This window comes from Acidipropionibacterium jensenii DSM 20535, assembly GCF_000425285.1.
GTDB lineage: Bacteria > Actinomycetota > Actinomycetes > Propionibacteriales > Propionibacteriaceae > Acidipropionibacterium > Acidipropionibacterium jensenii.
This window is the reverse complement of the sequence record NZ_AUDD01000007.1, coordinates 131,397-153,722: the sequence shown is the minus strand read 5'-3', so window position 1 is coordinate 153,722 and position 22,326 is coordinate 131,397. Positions and strand designations below refer to the sequence as shown.

24 protein-coding genes and 2 tRNA genes are annotated in these 22,326 nt (G+C 69.4%); 8 read left to right on the top strand and 18 right to left on the bottom strand.

Going from position 1 to position 22,326, the window contains the following annotated elements:
* Window positions 1–89: 89 nt before the first annotated feature.
* The 4 genes from H590_RS0106580 (at window position 90) to H590_RS0106565 (ending at window position 2,996) form a co-directional block, all read left to right on the top strand.
* Window positions 90–1,289 carry a Mur ligase family protein gene (locus H590_RS0106580; RefSeq protein WP_051238250.1) on the top strand — a complete coding sequence of 400 codons (1,200 nt, stop codon included), beginning with the start codon at window positions 90–92 and terminating at the stop codon, window positions 1,287–1,289.
* Window positions 1,286–2,014 (top strand): type 1 glutamine amidotransferase, encoded by a 729-nt coding sequence (locus tag H590_RS0106575; RefSeq protein ID WP_028702930.1) that lies wholly within the window; start codon window positions 1,286–1,288, stop codon window positions 2,012–2,014. The genes H590_RS0106580 and H590_RS0106575 overlap by 4 nt, the downstream gene beginning before the upstream one ends.
* Before the next feature lie 92 nt (window positions 2,015–2,106).
* A tRNA-Lys gene (locus H590_RS0106570) sits at window positions 2,107–2,182 on the top strand.
* Between the two features lie 76 nt (window positions 2,183–2,258).
* A complete protein-coding gene (locus tag H590_RS0106565) occupies window positions 2,259–2,996 on the top strand; it encodes a glutamine amidotransferase (protein ID WP_028702929.1) in 738 nt (245 codons plus the stop codon).
* Between the two features lie 24 nt (window positions 2,997–3,020).
* Here the strand turns inward: H590_RS0106565 and H590_RS0106560 are convergent, their stop codons facing one another.
* The 5 genes from H590_RS0106560 to H590_RS15365 all read right to left on the bottom strand — a co-directional run bounded on the left by H590_RS0106560 (window position 3,021) and on the right by H590_RS15365 (window position 7,207).
* Window positions 3,021–3,944 carry a carbohydrate ABC transporter permease gene (locus H590_RS0106560; protein WP_051238249.1) on the bottom strand — a complete coding sequence of 308 codons (924 nt, stop codon included), beginning with the start codon at window positions 3,942–3,944 and terminating at the stop codon, window positions 3,021–3,023.
* Window positions 3,941–4,942 carry a carbohydrate ABC transporter permease gene (locus H590_RS15370; RefSeq protein WP_084149324.1) on the bottom strand — a complete coding sequence of 334 codons (1,002 nt, stop codon included), beginning with the start codon at window positions 4,940–4,942 and terminating at the stop codon, window positions 3,941–3,943. Before H590_RS15370 ends, H590_RS0106560 begins: the two co-directional genes overlap by 4 nt.
* Complete coding sequence (locus tag H590_RS0106550; RefSeq protein ID WP_028702927.1) at window positions 4,939–6,237, bottom strand: ABC transporter substrate-binding protein; 1,299 nt, start codon at window positions 6,235–6,237, stop codon at window positions 4,939–4,941. Before H590_RS0106550 ends, H590_RS15370 begins: the two co-directional genes overlap by 4 nt.
* A 129-nt stretch (window positions 6,238–6,366) precedes the next feature.
* Window positions 6,367–6,717: a GroES family chaperonin gene (locus H590_RS0106545; RefSeq protein WP_425393484.1), complete on the bottom strand. Its 351-nt coding sequence runs from the start codon at window positions 6,715–6,717 to the stop codon at window positions 6,367–6,369.
* 10 nt (window positions 6,718–6,727) lie between these two features.
* Entirely contained in the window at window positions 6,728–7,207 is a 480-nt protein-coding gene (locus H590_RS15365) for a DUF3618 domain-containing protein (protein ID WP_051238248.1), read from the bottom strand.
* A gap of 139 nt (window positions 7,208–7,346) precedes the next feature.
* Here H590_RS15365 and bcp point away from each other — a divergent pair, with 139 nt between their 5' ends.
* Window positions 7,347–7,826 (top strand): thioredoxin-dependent thiol peroxidase, encoded by a 480-nt coding sequence (gene bcp / locus H590_RS0106535; RefSeq protein ID WP_028702925.1) that lies wholly within the window; start codon window positions 7,347–7,349, stop codon window positions 7,824–7,826.
* Between the two features lie 38 nt (window positions 7,827–7,864).
* Window positions 7,865–7,946: transfer RNA gene (locus H590_RS0106530), tRNA-Leu, on the top strand.
* A gap of 111 nt (window positions 7,947–8,057) precedes the next feature.
* Here H590_RS0106530 and H590_RS15360 read toward each other — a convergent pair.
* From H590_RS15360 to clpS, 11 genes are all read right to left on the bottom strand, one after another.
* Window positions 8,058–9,506 carry a DNA polymerase IV gene (locus tag H590_RS15360; protein WP_051238247.1) on the bottom strand — a complete coding sequence of 483 codons (1,449 nt, stop codon included), beginning with the start codon at window positions 9,504–9,506 and terminating at the stop codon, window positions 8,058–8,060.
* Between the two features lie 3 nt (window positions 9,507–9,509).
* Complete coding sequence (locus tag H590_RS0106520; RefSeq protein WP_028702924.1) at window positions 9,510–9,995, bottom strand: dihydrofolate reductase; 486 nt, start codon at window positions 9,993–9,995, stop codon at window positions 9,510–9,512.
* A 21-nt stretch (window positions 9,996–10,016) separates the two neighbouring features.
* Window positions 10,017–10,829 carry a thymidylate synthase gene (locus tag H590_RS0106515; protein WP_028702923.1) on the bottom strand — a complete coding sequence of 271 codons (813 nt, stop codon included), beginning with the start codon at window positions 10,827–10,829 and terminating at the stop codon, window positions 10,017–10,019.
* Window position 10,830: 1 nt separating this feature from the next.
* Window positions 10,831–11,451: a non-canonical purine NTP pyrophosphatase gene (locus H590_RS0106510; protein ID WP_028702922.1), complete on the bottom strand. Its 621-nt coding sequence runs from the start codon at window positions 11,449–11,451 to the stop codon at window positions 10,831–10,833.
* Window positions 11,448–12,212 (bottom strand): ribonuclease PH, encoded by a 765-nt coding sequence (gene rph, locus H590_RS0106505; RefSeq protein ID WP_051238262.1) that lies wholly within the window; start codon window positions 12,210–12,212, stop codon window positions 11,448–11,450. The genes H590_RS0106510 and rph overlap by 4 nt, the downstream gene beginning before the upstream one ends.
* A gap of 75 nt (window positions 12,213–12,287) precedes the next feature.
* Window positions 12,288–13,178: a glutamate racemase gene (murI, locus tag H590_RS0106500; RefSeq protein ID WP_028702920.1), complete on the bottom strand. Its 891-nt coding sequence runs from the start codon at window positions 13,176–13,178 to the stop codon at window positions 12,288–12,290.
* Between the two features lie 25 nt (window positions 13,179–13,203).
* Window positions 13,204–13,584: a FeoC-like transcriptional regulator gene (locus H590_RS17880; RefSeq protein ID WP_161626006.1), complete on the bottom strand. Its 381-nt coding sequence runs from the start codon at window positions 13,582–13,584 to the stop codon at window positions 13,204–13,206.
* A complete protein-coding gene (feoB, locus tag H590_RS0106490; RefSeq protein ID WP_197720478.1) occupies window positions 13,581–15,749 on the bottom strand; it encodes a ferrous iron transport protein B in 2,169 nt (722 codons plus the stop codon). Before feoB ends, H590_RS17880 begins: the two co-directional genes overlap by 4 nt.
* The gene (locus tag H590_RS15350) at window positions 15,746–16,045 is read right to left on the bottom strand and encodes a FeoA family protein (RefSeq protein WP_036981323.1); all 300 of its coding nucleotides are present in this window, start codon (window positions 16,043–16,045) and stop codon (window positions 15,746–15,748) included. Before H590_RS15350 ends, feoB begins: the two co-directional genes overlap by 4 nt.
* A 92-nt stretch (window positions 16,046–16,137) precedes the next feature.
* Entirely contained in the window at window positions 16,138–16,746 is a 609-nt protein-coding gene (locus H590_RS17275; RefSeq protein WP_126412882.1) for a DUF2017 family protein, read from the bottom strand.
* A 2-nt stretch (window positions 16,747–16,748) separates the two neighbouring features.
* Entirely contained in the window at window positions 16,749–17,087 is a 339-nt protein-coding gene (gene clpS, locus H590_RS0106475; protein ID WP_084149321.1) for an ATP-dependent Clp protease adapter ClpS, read from the bottom strand.
* Between the two features lie 71 nt (window positions 17,088–17,158).
* Between clpS and H590_RS0106470 the strand changes: the two genes are divergently transcribed.
* Complete coding sequence (locus tag H590_RS0106470; RefSeq protein WP_028702916.1) at window positions 17,159–18,496, top strand: nicotinate phosphoribosyltransferase; 1,338 nt, start codon at window positions 17,159–17,161, stop codon at window positions 18,494–18,496.
* Between the two features lie 217 nt (window positions 18,497–18,713).
* Window positions 18,714–18,989: an HU family DNA-binding protein gene (locus H590_RS0106465; RefSeq protein ID WP_028702915.1), complete on the top strand. Its 276-nt coding sequence runs from the start codon at window positions 18,714–18,716 to the stop codon at window positions 18,987–18,989.
* A 146-nt stretch (window positions 18,990–19,135) separates the two neighbouring features.
* Here the strand turns inward: H590_RS0106465 and malQ are convergent, their stop codons facing one another.
* Together malQ and H590_RS18640 are read right to left on the bottom strand one after the other, a co-directional pair.
* Entirely contained in the window at window positions 19,136–21,244 is a 2,109-nt protein-coding gene (malQ, locus tag H590_RS0106460) for a 4-alpha-glucanotransferase (RefSeq protein ID WP_028702914.1), read from the bottom strand.
* Between the two features lie 51 nt (window positions 21,245–21,295).
* Window positions 21,296–22,252 (bottom strand): RDD family protein, encoded by a 957-nt coding sequence (locus tag H590_RS18640; RefSeq protein ID WP_127843588.1) that lies wholly within the window; start codon window positions 22,250–22,252, stop codon window positions 21,296–21,298.
* Window positions 22,253–22,326 lie beyond the last annotated feature (74 nt).

Genomic DNA, 22,326 nt, shown 5'->3' with positions numbered 1-22,326 from the left:
CCCGATCCCCCCGGCAGCCGCGCCGACGTCCCTCCCCCCGGTTGCGGACGGCACTGCTGGCAGGACGAGTAGCGGCTCTGGCCTCACGGATGGCCGGGCGCGGATCGGGAGCCTCGATCCGGGGGAAGGTCACTACCAAGCTGGACCCGAGGGCCTTCGCCGAACTCATCGCCTCCCGCCGGATCGCCGCGGTCACCGGCACTAACGGCAAGACCACCACCACCCACTTCCTGGCCGCCGCGGTGCGCGCCGGACTGGACGACGACGGCACCGAGGTCGTCACCAATGCCGACGGGGCGAACCTCCACCACGGCATCGTCTCGGCTCTCGGCGAGGCCCCCCAGGCCCCCGTCGCGATCCTGGAGACAGACGAGCGGGTGGTCGCCGACACCGTCCGACTGGGACATCCCGAGATCCTGGTGCTGCTCAACTTCAGCCGCGACCAGCTGGACCGCAACCACGAACTGACCTTCCTGGGACGCGACTGGCGGGCCGCCCTGGCCGCCGCCGGCCCCGACGGACCGATGGTCATCGCGAACTCCTCCGACCCGCTCATCGTCTGGGTCTGCCAGCGCGCCCGCGCCGTGGTCTGGGTGGACACCAAACCGCGCTGGACGGCCGACTCCACACTGTGCCCCAACTGCGGCGGAGTCCTCATCCACGAGGCCACCAGCTGGCACTGTCCCGACTGTCCGCTGCGCCAGCCCGAGGCCGACTGGTGGGTGGACGGCGAGGAGGCCGTCTCCCGCAAGGGCGACCGGCACCACCTGGATCTCCAGGTCCCCGGACACTTCAACCTCACCAACGCCACCTGCGCCCTGGCCGCCGCCGTCGAGATGGGCATCTCCCCCGACGACGCCCTCGCCGGGATGCACACCGTCGCCTCACCCGCCGGCCGCTACGCCACCACCGTGATCTCCGGCACCGAGGTGCGCCTGCTGCTGTCGAAGAACCCCGCGGGCTGGACCGAGTCCCTGCCGCTGACCAGCTCCGACCCCCTGGTGCTGGCCATCGACGCGGTCGCCGCCGACGGCAAGGACGTCTCCTGGCTGTGGGACGTCGACTACGAGCAGCTGGTCGGGAGAACGGTGATCTGCACCGGACCTCGCGCCCTCGACCTGGCCGTGCGGCTCAGCTACGCCGGCGTCGAGCATGTCGTCATCGAGGACCTCGCCGAGGCCCTCGAGTCCCCACTGCTGGCCGGCCGCTGGGACAAGGACCATCCCATCGACGTGCTGTCCACCTACACCCCGTTCCAGAAACTGCGTCGACTTGGGGGGCTGGCATGAGCGCCGCACCTGTGAAGATCGTCCTGCTGTACCAGTCCCTGCTGGGGATCTACGGCGACCACGGCAATGCCGTCATCCTCACCAGAAGACTCCAGTGGCGCGGGATCGACGCCGAGCTGGTCCCCGTGGAGCCCGGCGACCCGGTGCCCACCGACGGCGCGGTCTACCTGATGGGCGGCGGGGAGGACATCGCCCAGACCACCGCCGTCCACGAGCTGAAGACCGACCGCGGTCTGTTCACCGCCCTGGACAACGGCGCCGTGCTCTTCGCGGTGTGCGCCGGCTACCAGATCTGCGGCAAGAGCTTCACCATCGGCGCCCGGGACGAGATCATTGACGGCCTGGGACTGCTCGACATCGAGACCCGCCGGGGCCCCGAGCGGGCCGTCGGAGAGTCCCTGTCGCACTGGACCAGGCCCGACGGGACCAGCTCCCTCATCACCGGGTTCGAGAACCACGGCGGCTGGACCCAGCTGGGCTCCGACGCCACCCCGCTGACCTCCATGGAGGTCGGCTGGGGCAACGGCGACGGACAGACCGATGGTGCGGTGCAGGGACGGGTGTACGGCATCTACCCGCACGGGCCGGTGCTCTCCCGCAATCCCGACCTGGCCGATCATCTCCTGGAGACGGCCCTGGGCCACCCCCTGGAACCCCTCGACATGCCGGAGATCGAGGCCCTGCGGGCCCGCCGGATCGAGGCGGTCCGGGAGGGCCGACCGTGACCGCAGGCACCACCGCAGGCACCACCGTCAGGGTGGCCGCGCCAGCCCGATTTGGGATGTCTGCCGGTCTGCGGTAATGTTTTCTCTCGCCGGCGCTGCTAGCTCAATTGGCAGAGCAGCTGACTCTTAATCAGCGGGTTCAGGGTTCGAGTCCCTGGCGGCGCACCAGGCCGAAGGACCTCTTCTTCATTGAAGAGGTCCTTTTCTCCACTTTGAGCACGACGCTGGTCCCGAGGGATGTCCTGTGAAACCCTTCCTGCTGATCGCCACCCGCCCCGAGGACGCCGCCGCCCGCGGTGAGTACCGGGCGATGCTGCGCTACTGCGGACTGACTCCCCGAGACGTCGTCTACTCCCAGCTCGACCGCTCCCCGCTGCCCCGGGTCGATCTCGACGAGCTGTCGGGGGTGATCGTCGGCGGCAGCCCCTACAGCACCTCGGACCCCACCGAGGAGAAGTCCCCCGACCAGGTGCGCGCCGAGAGCGAGCTGTCCGGTCTGCTCGACCGGGTGGTGGCCCGCGACTTCCCCTTCTTCGGCGCCTGCTACGGGGTCGGGACCCTCGGCGTCCACCAGGGCGGACTCATCGACCACACCTACCCCGAGCCGGTCAGCGCGGTCACCGTCAGCCTCACCGAGGACGGCCGGAGCGACCCGCTGGTGCGGCTGGCCGGCGTCCCCGACCGGTTCGACGCCTTCGTCGGCCACAAGGAGTCGGTGCACCGGCTCCCGGCCGGTGCGGTGCTGCTGGCCACCGGCACCGCCGCCCCGGTGCAGATGTTCCGCATCCGCAAGAACCTCTACGCCACCCAGTTCCATCCCGAGCTGGACGTCGAGGGGATCACCGAGCGGATCCGGATCTACCGCGACAAGGGATACTTCGACCCCGAGGAGATGGAACCCCTCATCGAGCGGGTCGCCCTCGCCGAGGTGGAGGACTCCCACCGCCTGCTGAGCGCCTTCGTCACCCGCTACGCGCGCTGAACCCGCCACCCGCCGGTCCGACTCTCACTTGAGCGAGCCCGCCGCCAACCCGCCCACGATCCGGCGCTGGAAGATCAGCACCACGATGAGCAGGGGCACCGTGACGATGACGCCGGCGGCCATGATCGTGCCGTAGGGGGTGTCATAGCCCGAGACCCCGGTGAACTTCGAGATCGCCACATTCGCGGTCATGTGCACATTGTCATTGACCATCGTCAGGGCGATGAGGAACTCATTCCAGGCCGCGATGAAGGTGATGATCGCCGTGGTGAACACGCCGGGCGCCGCCAGCGGCAGGATCACCCGGCGGAAGGCCTGGCTGCGGGTGGCGCCGTCGACCATCGCCGACTCCTCCAGCTCGTGGGGCAGCTGCCGGAAGTAGGCGTTGAGGGTCCACACCGCCAGCGGCAGGGCGAAGCTGATCGACGGCAGGATCATCGCCTGGTAGGTGTTGATCCAGTTGACCGGGAAGAACGCATACCCCCCGGTGAACAGCCGCAGCAGCGGGACGATGAGGGTGACGACCGGGAACATCGAGGTCGAGATGATCGCGAACAGCACCAGCGGCTTGCCGCGAAACCGCAGCCGGGCCATCGCATAGGCCGCCACCGTACCGACCACCAGCACCAGGGCGGTGGTGAGGCCGGCCACGATCAGCGAGTTGACCAGCGCCCGGCCGAAGTGGTTGCGGCCTTGGAAGACCGCCGTGAAGTTGTCCAGGCTCACCGGGTCGGGGATGAAGGAGGTGTCCAGACCCATCGAGGGCAGCCGCAGTGCCGAGACGATCATCCAGTAGAAGGGCGCCAGGCAGTAGACGACGATCATCACGATCCCGATCCAGGTGAGCACTCTGCCGGCCACCCGGGAGGGACGCCGCCGGCGTCGCCGCACCTCCTCCAGCTGATCGTCGGCGACAGCCCTGGAGGTGTCCTGCGTCTCGCCACTCATGACCTGCCCCCTGCCGTCGCGGCCCCGGCTGGATCCGACGCCGGGGCGTCGCCCTTCCCGCCCTTCCTCCTACGATTCCTCCCGCTCTCCTGGGACCCCATGATGTCGGCCCCCAGCACCCGCACGAAGACCAGCACGATGAGGCAGATGTAGGCGAACAGGTACAGCGAGTAGGCCGCCGCCTCCCCGTAGCGGGACTGACCCGCCTGGTACCACGACAGCATCGACAGGGTCTTGCCGGAGTCCAGCATGCCCAGCAGGCCGTAGGGGAGGTCGAACATCCTCATGGCGTCCAGAGTGCGGAACAGCACCGCCACGATGAGCACCGGTTTGACCAGCGGCAGGGTGATCCTCCAGAAGGACTGCCAGGCGCTCGCCCCATCCACCTTGGCGGCCTCGTAGACCTGCGTGTCGATGGTCTGCAGGCCCGCCAGGGTGAGCAGCCCGATGTAGGGGGCGGTCTTCCAGATGTCGGCGATGAGGACCGCGGCCTTGGCCTGCCAGCCCTCCGTGGTCCACAGGATCTGGTTGCCGATCAGCTTGTTGGCCACCCCATCGGCGTTGAAGATCAGTTTCCACATCAGCGCCGAGACGATCGTCGGGATCGCCCAGGGCACCAGGATGCCGGCCCGCACCCACCCCAGCCCGCGCATCCCGCGGACCATGATGAGGGCCATCAGCACACCCAGCACCGTCTCGACGAGCACCCCGACGACGGTGAAGAAGGAGGTGTTCCAGAAGGCGTTCCAGAACTGGCCGGAGGCGTCGGCAGCGGAGAACACCGCAGTGTAGTTGCCCAGCCCGACGAAGGTGTCACCCTGCTCCACCAGCCCGGTGTTCGGATCGATCCCCGAGGCGCCGCGGAACAACGACTGCCACAGCGACAGGATGAGCGGGAAGCCGACCACCAGGGCCAGCACGAACAGCGTCGGCAGCAACAGCAGGTAGGCGAACCGCTCCTCCTTACGCTCCTCCGACGACAGCCTCACCCGGCTCATGACGCCAGCGCCTCGAGCTTCGTCTGCAGGCCCTGCAGCGCAGCGTCAACAGCCGGAGTACCGCTGAGCGCCGGGTAGACAGCATTCTGGATGGCCTGGGTGACGTCGCCGTAGTTGTGCACCTTCGGGCGGGTTCCGGCACTGTCGAGAGCCTTCTTCAGCTGCTCGGTGTAGGGATACGCCTTGATGATCTCGGCATCGTCGTACAGCGAGCTCACCACCGGCGCCTGGCTGGCGGCCAGCGCCCACGCCTTCTGGACCTTCTCGGTGGCCATGTACTTCGCGAACTCCAGGGCGGTCGCCTTGTACTTGGCGAAGGCCGAGACGCCCAGCACGAGGCCTCCCAGGACCGTCATGCCGGGGTTGCTGCCGATGCCCGGAAGCGGTGCGACGCCGAACTTCCCGGCGACCTTCGAGGAGCCGTCGGTGGCGGCGGCCTTCGAGTAGACGTAGGGCCAGTTCGCCAGGAACATCAGCTTCCCCTCCTGGAAGGCCTGGCGCGACTCCTCCTCCTTGTAGGTGAGCGCCTCCTTGGGGATGGCTCCCGTCGAGAACCCGTTGACGATGGCTTCCAGACCGGCCTTCGCCTGAGCCGAGTTGACCGTCGGCTTGCCGGCCTCGTCGAAGACCTTGCCGCCCGCCGACAGCACGGCTGAGGTGAAGTTCACCGTCAGCCCCTCGTACTTGGCGAGCTGACCGGAGTAGGCCGACATTCCCTTGGCGGCCGGGGTGTTCTTGACCTTGTCCCAGGCCGCCCACATCTGCTCCCAGGTCGTCGGCACTGCGACCCCGGCGGCGTCCAGCAGGTCCTTGCGGTAGAACAGCAGCTGACCATTGGTGCTGAAGGGGACTCCGTAGAGCTTCTTGAAGTAGGTGGCGGCATCGACACTGGACTTCAGCAGCAGCGAGGTGTCGGTGTCGGCCGGCAGCGCGGTGACCCACTGCTGGGAGGCGAACTCGGCCACCCAGATCGGGTCCATCCCGACCACCGCGTAGGCGTCCGATTTGGTCTGGAAGTTCCGAATCATTGCCGCACGCTGGTCATCGGCGGACTCCGGCAGTTCGGTCAGTGTGACCTTCTCATCGGGATGGTCCTTGTTCCAGCCGTCAAGGACCTGCTGAAGGGTCCCGGTGGTGTCCTTGCCCATCGCGAAGGCAATGGGACCCTTGCCGCTGAAGGCGGCACTCGGTGACGCCGAGGAGCTGGAATCGGAGTTGGATCCGCAGGCGCTGAGCACTGCAACCGAGCCGAGACCCCCAAGTCCGGCGAGGAAAGTACGACGTGAAACTGACATCACTCATTCTCCCTTGAATGTGACGGTGCACGTCATCACCACGTGCCCCCGCCGTGTGGTGCCCCTCATGCTAGCAGCGCGGTCCGGTCAACTCAGGGAGAATTCTCAGGCTGTTCGGCCTGGGCGGTCTCACAGGTACATGCCGACCTCGTCGCCGGAGCTCTCCTCGGCGGTGGACACCGCGTGGATCTCCTCCTCGCGCAGCAGGGTGTAGCTGGATCCCTCGAGTTCGACCTCGGGCCGATCGGTGGGGTCGAAGAGCACCCGGTCCCCCAGCACCACCTGGCGCACCGCCGGGCCCAGCGCGACCACCCGGCCCCAGCTCAACCGGTGGCCCATCGTCACGGTGGCGGGAATGACGATTCCCGATCCACTGCGCCGCTCGGCGTCCTCCCCCTTCGTGGAGACCAGCACCCGGTCGCCCAGCATCCGGATGGGCAGGTCGACGGCAGTGTCGCCGCCCTCCGTGTGCTCGCTCACCGCTGCACGATCACTTCGCGATGGTCTTGGCCAGCTTCTTCGCCTGCTTCTTGGCGGTCTTCGCCGCCTTGGCATCGGTCTTGCGCTGCTTCTTCGCCTGCTTCTTGGCGTCCTTGGCCGCGGCGACCTGGGCCTTCTCGAACTTCTTGCGGGCCGTTGATCCGGTCACCTTGCCGACCACCGCACGCAGCAGCACCAGCCCGGTGACCGCCCCCGCGGAGGCGCCGCCGACCAGCTTGAGCCGATCGGTGCGCCAGCCGTCCTCGTCCTTGACCTGGGAGATCAGCTTCTCCCGGACGCTGGTGTACTCCTTCTGGACGAACTCCTTGGCGTCCTCGACGACCCGGTTCTTGACCGCAGCGGGGTGGAACTGCTCGGTGAGGCCCTCCACCGTGGCCGACATCTTGGCCCGTGCAGCGGCGATGTCCCGCCTGATCTGATCGGCGGAACGAATGTCCTTCGCCTTGCCCTGCTGTCGGTTGTCAGCCATTTGGCCCTCCCTGAGACGCGACCACCTGAAAATCGGCCGGCGCTGGGCCGACCGTGGTTTCTGAATCGTCTCGACGACGTCCGACGTGTCAACGTCGGCCCGCGCGCCAAGCCGTGGCGACAGCCTATATCGTGAGCGCATGAGCATTCGCCTCGCCCCCGGATCGATCGCCCCCGATTTCACTCTCCCGGATGCCTCCGGCCATCCGGTGACCCTCTCCAAGCTCACCGGACAGCGGGTCATCGTGTACTTCTACCCGGCCGCGATGACACCCGGATGTACCACTCAGGCGGTTGACTTCACCACCCACCACGACGCGATCTCGGCCGCCGGGTACACCGTGCTGGGGATCTCCCCGGACTCGGTGGACCGGCTGCGGAAGTTCACCGAGAAGGAGTCGCTGACCCTCACCCTGCTCTCTGACGCCGACACGAAGGTGATGCGGGCCTACGGGACCTACGGTCTGAAGAACGTCTACGGCAAGGAGATCGAGGGAGTGATCCGGTCCACCTTCGTGGTGGACGTCCAGGACGACGGCCGACCGATCGTCAGCCTCGCCCAGTACAACGTGCGGGCCAAGGGCCACGTGGAGAAGCTGTGTCGCGAACTCAAGATCTGATCCCGGGCTGAGCCCCCGGCGCCCCCGCGGGCGCCCCGGCCGGAGTGGTGGAACTGGCAGACACGCAGGATTTAGGTTCCTGTGCCTTGTGGCGTGAGGGTTCGAGTCCCTTCTCCGGCACCTGCGACAATCCCCCTCCGACAAGGATGTTTATCCTTGTCGGAGGGGGATTGTCTCATCCTGTCGGGATGTGTGGCTGGGCTGAGATCGGGCCGCCTCGACTGCGTCGGGTCAGTCAGGTGTCGTCGGGTCGACGCCGGGATCCTCGTCGACCGTGGTCACCCGGTGGTCCAGCGTCCAGGCCAGTGGCAGCGGGTCGGCCCGGCTGATCTGGGGATCGTCGGCCGCCATCGAACGGACCCGGCCGATGCTGGACCCCCGGTACTCGAAGCGCACCGTCACCACGTCGTGGCCCGACCCCCACACCCAGCCGCGACCCCAGCGGGTGTGCTCCACATCGGCGCCGGGACGCCAGTGGTGCATCCCCTCGTCCATCGACCGTCGCCTGCCGAAGGGACCGGCGGCCAGTCCTCCCAGCGGTCCCTCGACCGTCGGCAGCCGGTCGACGTCCTCCACCAGTGTTCCGTGGTCGTCGACCGCGAAGAGCTCCTCCTGGGCGGAGGTGGTGAAGTTCGCCACCCCCACCCCGAGCAGCCGGACCCCCTCCCTCAGGTCCAGTGATCCGAGCAGGTGCCGGGCCATCCGTCGGACCCGCTCGGCGGAGTCGGTGGCCCCGATCATCGTCACCGACCGCGACCAGATGCTGAAGTCCGACATCTTGGCCTTGAGGGTCACCGTGCGGGCGAACCGCCCCGAGTGCTGCAGCCGGGCGCAGACCAGCGCGGCGTCCCGGTCGACCACCCGCTCGCACTCGGCCCGGTCGGTGAGGTCGTGCTCGAAGGTGTCCTCCACCGAGATGGACTTCGCCTCCCGTGAGGAGATCACCGGGCGGTCGTCGCGGGCCATGGCCAGATCGGCCAGACCGGCCCCCCAGGCCTGACCCAGTTCCCGGACCAGCTCCTCCCGGGAGGCCTGCCGGATGTCGGCGACCTTCTTCATTCCCAGTCGGTCCAGCCGGGCCGCCGCCACCGGCCCCACCCCGGGGATCGCGCGGACCGGCAGCGGGGCGATGACGTCGGCCTCCGTGCCGGGTTCGACCAGCACGACATGGTCCTGGTGCCCCCGGCCGGGCTTGGCCATCTCGGAGGCGACCTTGGCCATGAACTTGCTCGAGCCGATCCCGACCGAGCAGGTGAGGCCCTCGGTCCGCCCGGCCACCTGGTGGCGCAGGGTGGCGGCCAGTCTGCGCACCGCTGCGACATCCCCGGTGTCGATGTCGGCGGACTCCAGGTCGACGAAGGCCTCGTCCAGGCTCAGCGGCTCCACCAGTGGGGAGACCTCGTGGAGCAGCCCCATCACCACCCGGCTGGACTCCCGGTAGGCCTCGAAGCGGCCCGACAGGAAGGCGGCCTGAGGGGCCAGGTGGCGGGCCTGGGCGCTCGGCATCGCCGAGTGCACCCCGAAGGCGCGCGCCTCGTAGGAGGCGGTCGAGACGACGCCGCGGCCGCTGGTTCCCCCGACGATGACCGCCTTGCCCCTCAGCGACGGCTTGTCGCGCTGCTCCACCGAGGCGAAGAAGGCGTCCATGTCCAGGTGCAGGACCGACGCCCGGGAGCGCATCGCTCAGTCCTCGCCTGCGGCCCGGACCGGCAGGTACTGCACGAAGTCGAATCCCTCGTGCCGCTGGCGGGAGACCTCCCGCCAGCTGTCGGGGGTGATCTGCGGGAACCGCGCCGCACCGCCGGGTCGGCGGTGCACCTCGGTGATGTCCAGACCGGTGCACAGGCCGAGGGCGTCGGCGTAGATCTGCGCCCCACCGGCGATGTAGCAGATCTGTTCACCGGCCTGCCGGGCCGTCTCCACGGCCCGGGGCACCGAGTGGGCGACGTCGACCCCCTGCGCCGACCAGGACCGGTCCCGGGTGCACACGATGTGCCGGCGCCCGGGGAGCCTGCCGATCTGCTCGAAGGTCCGTCGGCCGAAGACCAGGGTGTGGCCCATCGTCACCCTCTTGAACCGCCGGAAGTCCTCGGGGATGTGCCACAGCATGTCCTCCCCCGAGCCGATCGACCCGTCATCGGCCACCGCGGCGATGGCGATCACCTGCATCGGTGCGTGGGCGTTCATCGTTCAGACCGCGATCGGGGCCTTGATGGCCGGGTAGGGGTCGTATCCCTCGATGCTGATGTCGGACAGCTCCACCGCGTCGATGGAGAAGATGTCGGGACTGAGCACCAGCCGGGGCAGCGCCCTGGGGGTCCTGCCCAGCTGCTCGTGGACCTGGTCGAGATGGTTGAGGTAGAGGTGGGCGTCGCCGAGGGTGTGGACGAACTCCAGGGGTCGCAGCCCGGTGAGCCGGGCGACCAGGTGGGTCAGCAGGGCGTAGGAGGCGATGTTGAAGGGCACCCCCAGGAAGGTGTCGCCGCTGCGCTGGTAGAGCTGGCAGGACAGCCAGGCCGGCCTCCCGGAGTCGTCGCCGGTCACGTAGAACTGGAACATCGTGTGACAGGGCGGCAGCGCCATCTCGTCGACCTCGGCCGGGTTCCAGGCGCTGACGATGTGACGCCGCGACCAGGGGTCGGTGCGGATCTGCTCGATGACCCGGGCGATCTGGTCGATGCTGCCCCCGTGAAGATCGGGCCAGGACCGCCACTGGTGGCCGTAGATCGGCCCCAGCTCGCCCTTCTCGTCGGCCCACTCGTCCCAGATGTGGATGTTGTTGTCGTGGAGCCAGGAGACATTGGTGTCCCCCCGCAGGAACCACAGCAGCTCCCCGAAGACCGCCCGGGTGTAGATCCTCTTGGTGGTGACCAGTGGGAATCCCTGGCGCAGGTCGAAGCGCATCTGGTGTCCGAAGACGCTCAGCGTCCCGGTGCCGGTGCGGTCCTGGCGGCGGGACCCCTCGGTGAGGATCCGGCGGAACAGGTCGAGGTACTGCTGCATCTCAGCTCTCCTTGGCGTGCAGGTGGGCGATGACCGCCGGCACGATGGCGCGCACCGCCCTGCCGCGGTGACTGATGGCGTCCTTGGCCGCCGGGCTCAGCTCGGCGCTGGTGAGGGATCCCTGCTGCTCGTCGGGAACGAACATCGGGTCGTAGCCGAAACCGTTGGTGCCGCGGGCCTGGTGGATCACCCGGCCCTCCATGGTCGCGGTCTCGGTGAGTTCGGTGCCGTCCGGGTCGACGAAGGCCATCGCGCAGACGAACCGGGCGGTGCTGCGCTCGGCCGGCAGATCGAAGGTCTGGTCCAGCAGCAGCTGGAGGTTCCCGGCGTCGGTGGCCTCGGGACCCGACCAGCGGGCCGACCGGATGCCGGGCATCCTGTTGAGGGCGTCGACCTCGATCCCCGAGTCGTCGGCCAGAGCCGGCAGTCCGGTGCGCTCGGCGGCGGCCCGGGCCTTGATGAGGGCATTCTCGACGAAACTGGCGCCGATCTCGGCGGGCGGCGGGTAGCGGAGCACCTCATCGACGGAGACCACCTCGACGTCGGAGCCGGCGGCCTGGAAGGTCCGCGACAGCTCGACGAGTTTGGCCCGGTTGTGGGAGGCCAGCACGACGCGGCTCACAGCTCCACCTTCAGGGCCTCCTGCTGGGCGGCCTTGAGCTCGGCGCAGCCCTTGGTCCCCAGGTCGAGCAGCTGGCCGAGCAGGTCCCGGTTGAACGGGGCCCCCTCGGCGGTGCCCTGGATCTCCACGAAATCGCCGTCCCCCGACATCACGATGTTCATGTCGGTGTCGGCCCGGGAGTCCTCCTCATAGGCCAGGTCGAGCATCGGGACCCCGCCCACCAGGCCGGCGCTGATCGCCTGCACCGATCCGGTCAGCGGCTCCCCGGCCAGGGATCCGCGCTCGCGCAGCCAGGCGATGGCGTCCCACAGGGCCACGTAGCCGCCGGTGATCGAGGCCGTGCGGGTCCCGCCGTCGGCCTGCAGGACGTCGCAGTCCAGCACGATGGTGTTCTCGCCGAGGGCCTTGTAGTCGACGACGGCCCGCAGGGAGCGGCCGACCAGCCGGGAGATCTCGTGGGTGCGGCCACCGATCTTGCCCTTGCGGGACTCTCGCGGGCTGCGGTCGTTGGTGGCCCGCGGAAGCATCTCGTACTCCGCGGTGACCCAGCCGAGCCCCGACCCCTTGCGCCAGCGCGGGACCCCCTCGGTGACCGAGGCGTTGCACAGCACGGTGGTGCGTCCGAAGGTCACCAGCACCGAGCCCTCGGCCTGGGAGAGCCAGGAACGCTTGATGGAGACCGGACGCATCTGGTCCAGGTCACGGCCGTCGACACGGGTCTTGGATGAAGAATCAGTCACGCCGCCAAGGGTAGCGGTCACCGCCGACACTTCTGGCGGCCGAGATCCTGGGGCCGACCGCGCTCCGGTCAACGGGGTGCCGGCGACGGACGATCCTCAGGAGACCGGCTCGTCGGCGGAGCGCACGAAGGCCCGGTCGCCCAGCAGGGCCGGCGTCTCGTCCATCCCCACTCGGTGCACGTCGCGGACGAATCCCTGCATCAGCCGGCGTCCCAGCCGTTCGAACTTCTCGGCGTTTCCGGTGGTGAGGAAGTAGCGGCTCGGCTCCCTCGGGGCGGTGTGCAGGATGCCGCGCCGGGTGAGGACCGCGTAGGAGGCCCGGGCGCACTCCTCGGAGGAGGACACCAGGGTCACCTCGTCGCCCAGGGTCATGCTGATCAGACCGGCCAGCAGCGGGTAGTGGGTGCACCCCAGGATCACGGTGTCGCAGCCGGCCTCCCGGATCGGCGCCAGGTACTGGCGCGCCACCGCCTCCAGCTCGGGGCCGCCGGTGATCCCCCGCTCGACGAACTCGACGAACCGGGGGCAGGGGGAGGTGGTCAGGCAGACCCCCGGCACCGCGGCCAGGGCATCCTCGTAGGACCGCGATCGGGCGGTCGCCTCGGTGCAGATCACCCCGATCCGACCGTTGCGGGTGACCAGCGAGGCGCGCCGGGCGGCGGGCATGATGACGTCGATGACCGGCACGTCGTAGCGCTCCCGGGCATCGCGCAGCACCGCCGAGGAGGCGGTGTTGCAGGCGATCACCAAGGCCTTGACACCGTGCGTGTTGAGCCGGTCGAGGCACTGCAGGGCGTAGTGGCGGACCTGGGCGATGTGCTTCTCGCCGTAGGGCGCCCGGGCCGTGTCGCCGAGATAGATGATGTCCTCGTTGGGCATCAGGTCCACGGCGGCCCGGGCCACCGTCAGCCCACCGAAACCGGAGTCGAAGATCCCGATCGGTGAGTCGACGGTGTTCTCGTCAGGTCCGGCCGGATCATCGCTCACGGTGTGCCAGCCTACGACGGAGCGTTCACCGGCGCAGACTCAGCTGCACCAGGACGGGCCCCCGCCGGGCCTGGGAGGGTCCGGCCGCACCGCACCCGGGGGTGCCGTCGGTGTGCGCCGAGGCGCAGGAGGCGCATCCCCCTCCGGGGCATCCCATCGACAGTTCGCGGGCCTCGATCCGCCCCATCCGGATCAGATGGGCGACGCTGGTGCGCACGATGGTGCCCGGCAGCCCGGTCCTCTCGGCGATCTCGTCGAGGCTGACGGCGCCGGCCCGGAAGGCGGCCAGCACCTGGCTGAGCGGGCGGACGGGCCTGGCGGGAGCGGTTGTCCCCGCCTCGGAGGACGCTGCCGTCCTGCCGCCTGTCGTCTCGTCGGGAAGGGTCCCGGTGCCGGCATCCCTCACCACAGCAGACTGCCGATCTGGAAGATCGCGACCGCGCCGATGTAGGCCACCGCGAGCTGCATCGCCAGACCGAAGAGCGTCCAACCGATGCCGATCTCACGTTTCTGGACGGCCAGGGTCGCCACGCAGGGGGTGTAGGAGAGCATGAAGAACAGGAAGGCCCAGACCGCGGGATAGGTGTGTCCTCCCGAACTCTGCTCGAAGGACTCCACCACCTCGGCCTGCAGCGGGGTCTCGTTGCCGGTCTCCTCGGGATCGTCGACCGCATAGGTCTGGGCCCACGAGGACAGCACGGCCTCCTTGGCGACGAACCCGACGACCAGCGCCGAGGAGGTCTGCCAGGATCCGAATCCGGCGGGCTCGAAGACCGGCGCGACGGCGGAGGCCCCGACCCCGAAGGCCGAGTCCTCGGGGGCGGCCTCGCCGAACCCCGCCCCTCCGACGACCGGGATCGACTGCAGCAGCCAGACCGCGGCCACCGCGACCACGATGATGCCGGAGGCGGTGCGCAGGAATCCCTTGAGGCGCACCCAGGTGACGCTGGCGGTGAGCCGGGCGGTGGGCACCTGGTAGGGGGGCAGATCGAGCACCAGCGGCTCGGAACCCATCGTGCGCCACAGGGTCTTGCGCAGCGCCATCCCGATGAGGACCACCAGAACGATCGAGACGAGGTACATGATAAAGCACACCGTGCCGGCCATCTTCGGGAAGAAGGTGCTGGCGAGCATCACGTAGACGGTGAGCCGGGCGGTGCAGGAGGTGAACGGGACCAGCAGCGAGGTGAGGATCCGCTGGCGGGCCTGGGGCAGCGCACGGGTGGCCGAGATGGCCGGCACATTGCAGCCGAAGCCGACGATGAGCGGGATGAAGGCCCGGCCGGGCAGTCCGATCCGGCGCATCATCCGGTCGGTGACCACGGCCGCGCGGGCCATGTACCCGGAGTCCTCCAGGATCGCCAGCAGGATGAACATCAGCGCCATCAGCGGGGCGAAGGTGAGCACGGTGCCGACGCCGGCGATCAGGCCGTCGACCAGCAGTCCGTTGACCCAGGTGTCGCCGAGCCCGATGGCCGCCAGTCCGGCGTGGGTCCACTCGGAGACCGGCCCGGAGAAGAAGGAGTCCAGCCAGTCCTGGAAGGGTGCCGCCACGGTGGTCGTCACCTCGAAGACGATCCACATCACGGCGGCGAAGATGATCGGTCCGAAGACCTTGTGGGTGACCCACCGGTCGATCTTGTCCGAGGTGGTCTTGCGGTTCTCCCCGGAGACCGTGGTGCCTCCGGCGACGGCGTCCTCGATGAAGGCGAAGCGCTCGTCCTCGCGGGCCAGGTCGGCGTCCTCATCGGCGGCCGCCGCGTCGGCCGTGCCGGTGCCGGCGGTGTCCGCGGTGTCCGTGGGGGTCGCGGGCAGCGCGTCGGGACCGACACTCAGCTCGGCCGGGTCCAGGGCGATCTCGCGGGGGCAGGGGGGCAGGTCGTCCAGCTGGTTGCGGACCGCCATCGCCAGGGTCTGCTGGCCGCGGCGCCGCCGCGGGTCCAGAGAGACCACCGGGACGCCGAGCTTGTCCGACAGCGCCCAGGTGTCGATCTCGATGCCGTACTGGCGGGCGACGTCGACCATCGTGAGGGCCACCACGACACGCAGCGGGCGCTCCCTCAGCTGGGCGACGAGGTAGAGGCTGCGCGACAGGTGGGCGGCGTCTGCGACGACCACCACGAGGTCGGGGGCCTCGGCGGGCGGGCAGTCGACCAGCAGGGCCCGGGTGAGGGCCTCGTCGGGGCTCATCGGGTCGATGCTGTAGGCGCCGGGCAGATCGATGAGGGTGATGTCGCGGTCGTGGTCGGCCATGTGGTCGCAGTGGCACTGCCCCTCCGGGCAGCTGCAGTCCTGGTCGGACGGGGCGCCCGGGGTGTGGTGGGTGTGCCACACGCCGCGGGACACCGACACCGTGGTGCCGGGCCAGTTGCCCATGCTCACCCGCGCTCCGGTGAGCAGGTTGAACAGGGTGGACTTGCCGACATTGGGGGCTCCGGCCAGGGCGACGACCGGTGCCCCGGTGGCCGACTCGTCGGGACCCTCGGAGCAGCACGCCTTGGCCGACATCACCGGTCGGTGCTTGTGGCCCGACAGCTCCCGCATCGCGTCCTCGGCAACCTTGGGGCTCATGCGGCATCCCTCGCGTCGGTGGTGTAGAGGCTGGCGAGCATGCTGTGGTCCAGCGCGATCCGGGCCCCGGCCACCGAGACGATCCCGCCGCGACCGGCGGTGCGCGTCATCAGGGTCACCTGGGCGCCCCGGCGCAGTCCCAGGGCGGCCAGCCGACGGGCCATCTCGGGGCGGGCGCCGGTGGCCTGCAGGACACGAGGCACGCCGGTCAGGCAGCTGGAAAGGGGTTCGCCGCGCAGGGACTGGCGGAGGCCATCGGCATCGCCGTTGAGCCGACGGCTCGGGTTCTCACTCATGCGGATGAGTGTAGGTGAGGATAGGCGACCCTAACCAACCGGGGGTCGGTATTGGTCGAACCGAACCCGGACAAGGGCTGTTGGGACGGCTCTCAGTCCTGCCCCCAGGACACCTCGATGAGGATCTCGATGAGCACCCCGAGCCACTCGTAGGCGGGATGGACGATGTCGGAGGGGTCCTGCTCGGCGGTCCGCTCGGCCTGGTCGGCGGTGGTCTCATCGACGATCCCCAGGCGGCTGGCCAGCACCAGTCGCAGGGCGTTGGCGACTCGCAGCCACTGATCGATCTGGGACTCCTGGACGATCAGCGGGCCCTCGTCCAGGGCATCCAGGGCCCGGCGCAGGAAGGCGATGTCGTCCAGCCGCTCGCGTCGCTGGCCCGCCAGGGTGAACCGGCGGAACTCCGCGCTGGCCAGTGCGTCGTCGGGGTAGGCGTCGGGGAACAGCCTGCGCAGCGCCGGGTCCTCGTGGTCCCGGTCGATCACCGTCGGGCTGAGATCGGACTCCCAGAAGTCGAAGCAGTCGTCGTCGGCGTCGCCGTCCTCCGGCCCGTCGAGATCCTCGGTCCGGTCGGCCTCACCGTCGGAGTCGACCTCGTCGTCGGGGTCGACCAGCGGCTGGTAGACGTCCAGCAGGATCCCCAGCAGCCAGGTCTCCTCCGGTTCGAGTTCCAGGGACCACGGCGGCTGCCCCGTCGACATCTTCACCGACCGACCCTCCCGAGGGTGGCCCACAGGCCGTAGGAGTGCATGCCGCTGACCGCCGTCTCCATCTCCTCGCGGGACCCGGTGGCCACCACCGCGCTGCCCTCGTTGTGCACCTGGATCATCAGCTCGTGGGCCTTGGGACGCGGATAGCCGAAGTAGGTCGCGAAGACCCGTGAGACGTAGCTCATCAGGTTGATCGGGTCGTCCCAGACCACCGTGGTCCACTCGGGCTCGTGCTGCTCGAGTCGTTGCGCGGTCGGCTCGCCGGCCGGCAGGGAGCACCGCGGTCCGACCAGCACCTCGGCCACCTGCGGACCGTCAACGGGTTGGGACATGCCCCCATTCTGCCTCCCCTCTCCAGCCCGCCAACCTGTTCCCGATGCCGTCGGCCCCATAGAGTTGCCCCATGTCGACAGCACTGCTCACCGATCACTACGAGCTGACCATGGTCGAGGCGGCCATGCGGGCCGGCACCGCCTTCCGCCCCTGCGTCTTCGAGCTGTTCCCCCGTCGGCTTCCCGAGGGCCGGCGCTACGGGGTGGTCGCCGGGGTCGGACGGATGCTGGACGCCGTCGCCGACTTCCACTTCGAGCCCGAGGAGATCGACTTCCTGGTCGGCCACCAGGTGGTGAGCGAGCAGATGGCGCAGTGGCTGTCGGGGTACCAGTTCACCGGCTCGATCCACGGTTACCCCGAGGGGGAGCTGTACTTCCCCGGATCCCCGCTGGTCACCGTGGAGAGCAGCTTCGCCGAGGCCTGTCTGCTGGAGACCCTGCTGCTGAGCATCTACAACCACGACTCGGCGGTCGCCTCGGCGGCCTCCCGGATGGTGCTGATGGCCGAGGGCCGCTCGATCATCGAGATGGGCTCGCGGCGCACCCATGAGGAGGCCGCGGTGGCCGCGGCCCGGGCCTGCTGGATCGCCGGCTTCGGTCCCACCTCGAACCTGGCCGCCGGGATGCGCTACGGAGTGCCCACCTCCGGCACCGCGGCCCATTCCTTCACCCTGCTCAACGACTCCGAGCGGGACGCCTTCCGCGCCCAGCTCGACACCTTCGGGGACCAGACCACCCTGCTCGTCGACACCTACGACATCGAGCAGGCGGTGCGCACCGGGGTCGAGCTCACCGGGGGCCGGCTCGGGGCGGTGCGGATCGACTCCGGGGACCTGGCCATCGTCGCCCGTCAGGTCCGCGACCTGCTCGACGACCTGGGCGCCACCGAGACCCGGATCATCGTCACCAGCGACCTCGACGAGTGGCAGATCGCCGCGCTGCGCGGATCCCCGGTCGACGGCTTCGGGGTGGGGACCTCGGTGGTCACCGGCTCGGGGGCCCCGACCTGCAGCTTCGTCTACAAACTGGTCGCCCGGGCCACCAGCGACGATCCGGCGGCCCCGATGGTCCCGGTGGCCAAGAAGTCCTCCCACAAGTCGACCGTCGGAGGCCGCAAGTTCGCCGTGCGCCGGATCGGCCCCGACGGCGTGGCGACCGCGGAGGTGGTCGGTATCGACCGTCCGCCGGCCCACCAGCCGGGAGACCAGGAGCTCATCGTCCCGCTCATCACCGACGGCGTCACGGTCGGCGCCGAGCCCCTGCAGGCCGCCCGGGACCGGCACCGCGCCAGGCTGGAGGAGCTGCCGATGTCGGGGCGGCGGATCTCCCGCGGGGAGCAGGCGATCCCCACCATCATGGGCAGGTCCGGCACCGACGGCCCAGTCACCATCATCGGCGAGGGACTCTGACTCGGCCTCTCCCAGACCTCCCCGGGGGCATCAGAACCGCTGTTTCTGCGGGTCTGACGGCGGTGTGAAGCTTGACTGCGAGCCCAGATCGGTTAGTGTCCTAGTTCAGAGAACGTGCCAGGCGAAACCGGCCCCGCTGACCGATGACGACGGCACCCTCGTGCGGGACGGCCAAACTGGTCGTGCCAGCCCCTGTAGTCAGATACAAGGAGACCCCATGACCAAGTCCGAGCTCATCAAGGCCATCGCCAAGGAGGCCTCGCTCACCGAGACCCAGGCCAACGAAGCTGTCAAGGCGCTCACCGACGTCATCACCACCGCCCTGGTGAACGGCGAGAAGGTTCAGCTTCCCGGTCTGCTCACCGCCGAGTCGGTCGAGCGTCCGGCGCGCAACGGGCGCAACCCGCGCACCGGCGAGTCGATGACCATCCCGGCCCACAAGGCCGTCAAGATCTCGGCATCGAGCACCCTCAAGAAGGCCGTCTCGGAGTGACTGCGCCACGTCGATCCCTCTGATCGACGTCGCCACGGCGACCTGATCAACGTCGCCACGGCGACCGCGCCAGGCGCACAGCGGGGGCCCGGATCCGATCGGATCCGGACCCCCGCTGTGCGCCCCCTCACGAGGCGGTGCCGGGCTCAGCCGTTGTTGAGCACGCCGGCGAACTCGGCCGCCAGCTCGCTGGTGTAGACCTCCTCCAGCCACATCGGACGCCCGTCGGGACCGCTGAGCGGCACCCTCCAGTTCGGGTACTGGTCGGTGGTCCCCGGCATGTTCTGGGTCCGCCGGTCCCCCACCGCGTCGGTCAGAGCGACGTTGAGGACTCTGGAGGGGGTCTGCCTCAGCATCCGGTGCATCGCCACCACGATCTCCTCGTCGCTGGGATTCTCGACGGTCAGCGCACCGCAGTCGCGCAGCGCCTGGACCCACAGGGCGCGTTCCCGGGCGGCGTTGGCGCGCTCCTGCTCCACCGGCTCGGTGAGCAGTCCCAGCTCGTTGCGGGCATCGACGTGCTCGCCGGCCAGGTAGCTCACGGTCGGCGGAAGATCGTGGGTGGTGACCGAGGACAGCGCGTACTCGCGCCAGGCCTGCGGGGGCAGCGGCCGCCCGGAACCGTCCATCTCGAACCACATCACCGAGGTGCCCAGGATCCCGCGGTCGCGCAGGTAGTCGCGCACCCCGGGCTCCACGGTCCCCAGGTCCTCACCGACCACCAGGGCTCCGGCACGCAGCGCCTCCAGGGCCAGGATTCCGACCATCGCGTCGTGGTCGTAGCGCACATAGGTGCCATTGCGCGGCCCCAGCCCGGCGGGCACCCACCACAGTCGGAACAGCCCCAGGATGTGGTCGATCCGGACCCCTCCGGCGTGCCGCAGAGCGGTGGAGACCATCTCGCGGAAGGGCTGGTAGGACATCTCGGCCAGCGCGTCGGGGCGCATCGGCGGCTGTCCCCAGTCCTGTCCGGACTGGTTGAACTGGTCCGGCGGGGCCCCCACACCGATCCCCTCCGCATAGAGGCTCGGCAGCATCCAGGTGTCGGCACCGTGGCCGTTCACCCCGACCGCCAGATCGCAGATCAGCCCGAGCCGCATCCCGGAGTCGCGACCGGCCCGATCGGCCGCCGAGAGCTGCTGGTCGGCCACCCACTGCAACCACTCGTAGAACTCCACCCGCTCGGGGTTCTCCCGGGCGAAGGCGGCCACCGCCGGGCTGTCGGGGTGCTGGAGATCCTCGGGCCAGCGCTTCCAGTCCGAGCCGTGCCGCTCCGAGAGGGCGCACCAGACGGCGTAGTCGTCCAGACGACGGCCGCGAGTCCGGCGGAAGGCCTGGAAGGCCATCATTCGCGCCGGCTCCATCCCGAGGGCGTGGATCTCCTCGAGGACCGACCTCTTGGCCGTCCAGGAGTCATCCCGGTCGATCCGGTCGATCGCGTGCGGATTCTCGCAGACCCGCTGGCGGTCCCGCTGGGCCAGTTCCCGGGCGTCCTCGTCCAGATCCTGGTACTCGGGAACCAGCTCCGGCCGGATGTAGACCGGGTTGACGAACAGCCGGCTGGTGGGCAGGTAGGGGGAGGGCTCCATCGGCGCCACCACCTCGGCGGCGTGCAGCGGGTTGATGAGCAGGTAGTCAGCCCCCTGGGTGGCCGACCAGACCGCCAGGTCCGCCAGGTCGGTGAGGTCGCCGACCCCCCAGGAGCCGTGGGAGCGGACCGAGTAGAGCTGGGTGGAGTATCCCCAGGATCGGGTCGAGCCCATCCGGGTGGGCAGCCCAAGCCATCCGGGGGTGACGATGAGGCTGGCGGTGGACCGTCGGTCGGGGGTGATCGCGACGACCGTGTGGTAGCCCAGTGGCAGATCGGCGGGGATCCCGAAGGTGGCCTCCCCGACCCACCCGTCGTCCAGCAGCCGGTCGGGGTTCCAGTTGTCGACCTGCCAGCAGTCGCGACGGGTGCCGTCCTCCAGCTCGATGTGCACCGCGACCGACTGCCCGGCCGGCAGGTGGATGTCGACACGGCCCTCCTGGCCCTCCCGCAGCACGGTGCAGGGGGTGATGGTGCGCCGCCACGGGCGGTCGCGGACCTCGCTGAGGGCCCGGTCGGGGGCGCTGACGTCGACACCCAGGGCGGTCAGCACCGCCCGGATGGTCTCCTCGGAGACGGTGGTCTGCCGACCCTTCCAGTCCTGGAAGCTCCGGGCGACACCGAAGTGGTCGGCCAGGGCGAGGAGGGCGGGATCGGACAGAGACATGTCAGGGGGCCTTTCAGAGGATCTGGGAACAGGGAGTGGGGGCCGGTGACCTCAGCGACGCACCGGACGGATCACCTGGGTGCCGCCGGCGAGGTCGTGGAGGGTCTGGCGTCGCCGCTGGAACAGGGGCATCAGGTAGCTGAGCACGGTGAGCATCCCGAGGTAGATGTTGACCACCTCGACGATCCCCCAGGTGAGGGCCCTCACTGCCGCCCGCCACCAGATCAGACGGCTGTGCTCCCGGCCCTTGCCGACCTCCACCACCCGCAGACCGGCGATGAGCTGGCCCAGCGATGCCGAGCAGGCGACGAGCATCACGAACTGGTAGATCGCCTGGCCGAAGATCGCATAGATCATCAGGGTGTACAGCGGACCGGTGAGGCCCGCTGTGACCATCAGATTCGGGTCCTTCTGAAGGGCGGACAGCAGCTGGGCCGGGGTCGTGTACTCGGCCGTGACCTTCACCAGAGCGGTCATGTAGGCCTGCCACTGGTCGCGCAGCAGGATCGAGACGATCGTCCAGATGACGGCCTGGTCGATGAGACTGGCCAGCACCCGCCACCACCATCCAGCCAGCGGGACGCCATCGGAGGTCGTGCTGTCCAGGCGTCCGGGACCCGACGCCGCACCCGAGCGGTAGGCGTCGTAGGGATTGCGCTGAGCAGGGCCCCGGGAGGCGGAGTGGTACTCATCGGGGTCGTACCCACTGGGACTCTGGGGGCTCGACTGGGAGTCCCCGGCCGAGCGGCGCTGCACGACGCGGCGTCGCGGCTGCTCATCGGGATGACGTCGCCGGATCGGCTCCAGGGACTCGGGAAGCGCACCGGAGTGCGATCTCCTCGGCGCCTCGGGGGCGGACCGCAGATTGCGGGTCCACCGGTTCCCGTCCCAGTACCGTTCCTTCCTGCTGCCCGCCGGATCGGGGTACCACCCCATCGGAGGCAGTTGCCTGGCCTGTCCCTCGACCATCTGTCGAGTCTCCTCACGGTCCGGCTGTTCACTGCTCACCCGTCAACTATCCCACGCCACGGCAACGCGGACCCATCCGAACCAAGCCCGCGAGACCCTCCGCGGCCCTGTGG

Coding starts and splice junctions, on each gene's coding strand:
- bcp (WP_028702925.1), top strand. CDS start 7,347: ATGAGCATTCGCCTCGCCCCCGGATCGATCGCCCCCGATTTCACTCTC.
- H590_RS0106470 (WP_028702916.1), top strand. CDS start 17,159: ATGTCGACAGCACTGCTCACCGATCACTACGAGCTGACCATGGTCGAG.
- H590_RS15350 (WP_036981323.1), bottom strand. CDS start 16,045: ATGAGTGAGAACCCGAGCCGTCGGCTCAACGGCGATGCCGATGGCCTC.
- H590_RS0106520 (WP_028702924.1), bottom strand. CDS start 9,995: ATGCAGGTGATCGCCATCGCCGCGGTGGCCGATGACGGGTCGATCGGC.
- H590_RS0106550 (WP_028702927.1), bottom strand. CDS start 6,237: ATGTCAGTTTCACGTCGTACTTTCCTCGCCGGACTTGGGGGTCTCGGC.
- H590_RS15370 (WP_084149324.1), bottom strand. CDS start 4,942: ATGAGCCGGGTGAGGCTGTCGTCGGAGGAGCGTAAGGAGGAGCGGTTC.
- H590_RS0106560 (WP_051238249.1), bottom strand. CDS start 3,944: ATGAGTGGCGAGACGCAGGACACCTCCAGGGCTGTCGCCGACGATCAG.
- H590_RS0106515 (WP_028702923.1), bottom strand. CDS start 10,829: ATGCAGCAGTACCTCGACCTGTTCCGCCGGATCCTCACCGAGGGGTCC.
- H590_RS0106580 (WP_051238250.1), top strand. CDS start 90: ATGGCCGGGCGCGGATCGGGAGCCTCGATCCGGGGGAAGGTCACTACC.
- H590_RS15360 (WP_051238247.1), bottom strand. CDS start 9,506: ATGCGCTCCCGGGCGTCGGTCCTGCACCTGGACATGGACGCCTTCTTC.
- H590_RS17275 (WP_126412882.1), bottom strand. CDS start 16,746: ATGTCGACGGGGCAGCCGCCGTGGTCCCTGGAACTCGAACCGGAGGAG.
- H590_RS15365 (WP_051238248.1), bottom strand. CDS start 7,207: ATGGCTGACAACCGACAGCAGGGCAAGGCGAAGGACATTCGTTCCGCC.
- malQ (WP_028702914.1), bottom strand. CDS start 21,244: ATGTCTCTGTCCGATCCCGCCCTCCTCGCCCTGGCCGACCACTTCGGT.
- H590_RS0106575 (WP_028702930.1), top strand. CDS start 1,286: ATGAGCGCCGCACCTGTGAAGATCGTCCTGCTGTACCAGTCCCTGCTG.
- clpS (WP_084149321.1), bottom strand. CDS start 17,087: ATGTCCCAACCCGTTGACGGTCCGCAGGTGGCCGAGGTGCTGGTCGGA.
- H590_RS0106465 (WP_028702915.1), top strand. CDS start 18,714: ATGACCAAGTCCGAGCTCATCAAGGCCATCGCCAAGGAGGCCTCGCTC.
- feoB (WP_197720478.1), bottom strand. CDS start 15,749: ATGAGCCCCAAGGTTGCCGAGGACGCGATGCGGGAGCTGTCGGGCCAC.